The organism is Nocardioides sp., assembly GCF_031422975.1.
Classification (GTDB): domain Bacteria; phylum Actinomycetota; class Actinomycetes; order Propionibacteriales; family Nocardioidaceae; genus Nocardioides.
In genome coordinates this window covers 1-3,023 of sequence record NZ_JANPEO010000639.1, presented here as the reverse complement: position 1 = coordinate 3,023, position 3,023 = coordinate 1, and the positions used below count along the sequence as shown (strand labels likewise).

General features: G+C 68.6%; 2 protein-coding genes and 1 pseudogene. 1 reads left to right on the top strand and 2 read right to left on the bottom strand.

All coding sequences use genetic code 11. From position 1 onward, the window contains the following. Both RMO85_RS18920 and RMO85_RS18915 read right to left on the bottom strand, forming a co-directional pair. A pseudogene (locus tag RMO85_RS18920) lies at positions 1-249 on the bottom strand (hypothetical protein); the annotation flags it as partial. Then, positions 239-1,765, bottom strand: coding sequence for a UDP-N-acetylglucosamine 1-carboxyvinyltransferase (locus tag RMO85_RS18915; protein ID WP_310530266.1), 1,527 nt, complete (start codon positions 1,763-1,765; stop codon positions 239-241). The gene RMO85_RS18915 and the pseudogene RMO85_RS18920, both read right to left, overlap by 11 nt. Before the next feature lie 102 nt (positions 1,766-1,867). Here RMO85_RS18915 and RMO85_RS18910 point away from each other — a divergent pair, with 102 nt between their 5' ends. Then, a complete protein-coding gene (locus tag RMO85_RS18910; protein ID WP_310530265.1) occupies positions 1,868-2,884 on the top strand; it encodes a zinc-dependent alcohol dehydrogenase family protein in 1,017 nt (338 codons plus the stop codon). Positions 2,885-3,023 lie beyond the last annotated feature (139 nt).

Below are 3,023 nucleotides of genomic sequence, written 5' to 3'. Positions count from 1 at the left end.
CCACTCGAAGTCATCGACGTCGGTCTCGACGCGTAAGTGGGTGATCGTGCGTTGGATCTGCGCGTCGAGGCTCGCCCCGGCGAGCCCGCCGAGGTCGCGGTAGCTGACGAAGCCACTGCGGTGGAAGCGCGCCCGGACCAGCGGCCCGTCGTTCGTGATGTCCGTGGCGGTGAGCACCTCGGCGTCACGACGCAGCTGGGCGTCGTAGGCATCGAGCAGGTCGGCGATCGCCCAACGATCAGATGTCACGGAACGTTTCGATGTTGGCGCCGAGGAGGTTCAGCCGTTCGGCGAGGTCCTCGTAGCCGCGGTGGATGACGTAGGTCGAGCGCAGCACCGAGGTCCCCTTGGAGGCGAGCATGGCCAGCAGGATCACCACGGCCGGGCGCAGGGCCGGCGGACAGACGATCTCCGCGCCGGACCAGTGCGTGGGGCCCTCGACGAGCACGCGGTGCGGGTCGAGCAGCTTGACCTGCGCGCCGAGCTTGTTGAGCTCGGTGAGGTAGATCGCGCGGTTCTCGTAGACCCAGTCGTGCAGGAGCGTCTGCCCTTCCGCCACCGCGGCGATGGCGGCGAAGACCGGCAGGTTGTCGATGTTGAGGCCCGGGAAGGGCATCGGGTGGATCTTGTCCAGGGGAGCGGTCAGGTCACTGGCGAAGGTGGTGAGGTCGACCAGGCGGGTGGCGCCGTTCGCGGCGACGTACTCCTCGGTGCGCGAGTAGCGGAAGCCCATCTCCTCCAGGGTCGCGAGCTCGATCTCGAGGAACTCGATCGGCACCCGCTGGATGGTGATCGAGGACTTGGTGACGATCGCCGCAGCGAGCAGCGACATGGCCTCGATCGGGTCCTCGGAGGGGGAGTAGTCGACGTCGACGTCGATGGTCTCGCAGCCGGTGACACGCAACGTGGTGCTGCCGACGCCCGCGATCACGACGCCGAGCTTCTGGAGGTAGAAGCAGAGGTCCTGGACCATGTAGTTGGACGACGCGTTGCGGATGACCGTCGTGCCGGGGTGCAGTGCTGCGGCCATCAGTGCGTTCTCGGTGACGGTGTCGCCGCGTTCGGTCAGCACGATCGGACGCTCGGGCTCCACCGCCCGGTTGACGGCCGCGTGGTACATCCCGTCGGTGGCCTTGACCTCGAGGCCGAAGGGCCGCAGCGCCGACATGTGCGGCTCCACGGTGCGGGTGCCGAGGTTGCAGCCGCCGGCATAGGGCAGGTCGAAGCTGTCACTGCGGTGCAGCAGCGGGCCCAGGAACATGATCACCGAGCGGGTGCGTCGTGCCGCGTCCTGGTCGATGTGGGCGAGGTTGAGCTCGGCCGGCGGGATGATCTCCAGGTCGTTCTGGTCGTTGAGCCAGCGCGTCTGCACCCCGAGTGAGGTGAGCACCTCGAGCAGGCGGTTGACCTCCTCGATCCGGGCGACCTTGCGGAGCGTGGTGCGACCGCGGTTGAGGAGCGAGGCGCACAGAAGCGCCACTCCGGCGTTCTTCGAGGTCTTGACCTCGATCGAGCCCGACAGCGTCGTCGGGCCGCTGACGCGCAGGTGTGTGGGGCCGGCGCCGAGGGCGACGATCTCGGAGTCGAGGGCGGCGCCGATGCGGGCCAGCATCTCGAGCGAGAGGTTCTGGTGGCCCTTCTCGATCCGGTTGATCGCGCTCTGACTGGTGGCCAGCAGCTCAGCGAGCTGGTGCTGGGTGAGGCCCCGGTGCTTGCGTGCGTCGCGGATGAGATTGCCGATGCGACCCTTGTAGTCCGTCTCCATGCCAGCCACGGTATCTCAGATATGAGATACGACAAGTACCGCCGTCGGGCGAGCGCGGTCGCACCGAACGGGGCTGCCCAGACGCGTGCAAGGATCGGGACCATGCGCGCAACGACGATTCATGCTGCCGGTGACATCCGTGTCGAAGACGTCCCGGACCCCACGATCACCAAGCCCACCGACGCCATCATCAAGGTGACAGCGGGCTGCATCTGCGGCTCGGACCTGTGGCCCTACCGCGGCTTCAACGACATCACGCCCGGCGACACGATCGGCCACGAGTGCGTCGGCATCGTGCAGGAGGTCGGCTCCGAGGTCACCGACTTCAAGCCCGGCGACTTCGTCATCGTCCCCTTCGACCACTGCGACAACACGTGTGCCCACTGCCAGAACGGCATGCAGTCCGGCTGCGTCAACCTCGGGTTCACGGTGAGCGGTCAGGCCGAGTACGCCCTCGTCAACCACGCCAACGGCTCCCTGGTCAAGACCGAGGACATGCCCGACAAGGCGCTGATCCCCTCGCTGCTCACGCTCTCCGACGTGATGGCGACCGGCTGGCACGCGGCGGTCGCTGCCGGGGTGAAGCGGGGCGGCACGGCCGTCGTGGTCGGCGACGGAGCAGTCGGGCTCTGCGGCGTGCTCGCCGCGGCCCAGATGGGCGCCGAGCGCGTGATCGCCATGTCGCGCCACGAGCCGCGCCAGGACATCGCCCGGCAGTTCGGTGCGACCCACATCGTGGCCGAGCGGGGCAAGGAGGGCGCCGAGCGGATCGCGGAGATCACGCAGGGTGTGGGAGCCGACGCCGTCCTCGAGTGTGTCGGCACCGACCAGGCGATCAAGACGGCCTTCGCCGTGGCCCGCCCCGGCGCCACGGTCGGGTTCGTCGGCGTACCCCACGACGTGGAGCTCCCGGTCCGCAAGATGTTCCAGCAGAACATCGGACTGGCCGGCGGCATGGCCCCGGTGCGCAAGTACCTCCCGGAGCTGCTTGCACTGACGCTGTCCGGCGCGATCAACCCCGGGTTGGTCTTCGACCTCACGCTGCCGCTCGACCAGTCGCCCGAGGGCTACACCGCGATGGACGAGCGGCGCGCGATCAAGGTCCTGCTCGAGCCCTGAGATGGCGTCGCTGGTGGTCGGCCCGCTGCTGCGGTACGTCGATGAGTCAACCGCCTCCGTGTGGGTGGAGACGCGCGAAGCCGCGCGCGTCTGCGTGACCCGCGACGGCGAGTCGTGGACCGCGCGCACGTTCGCGGTG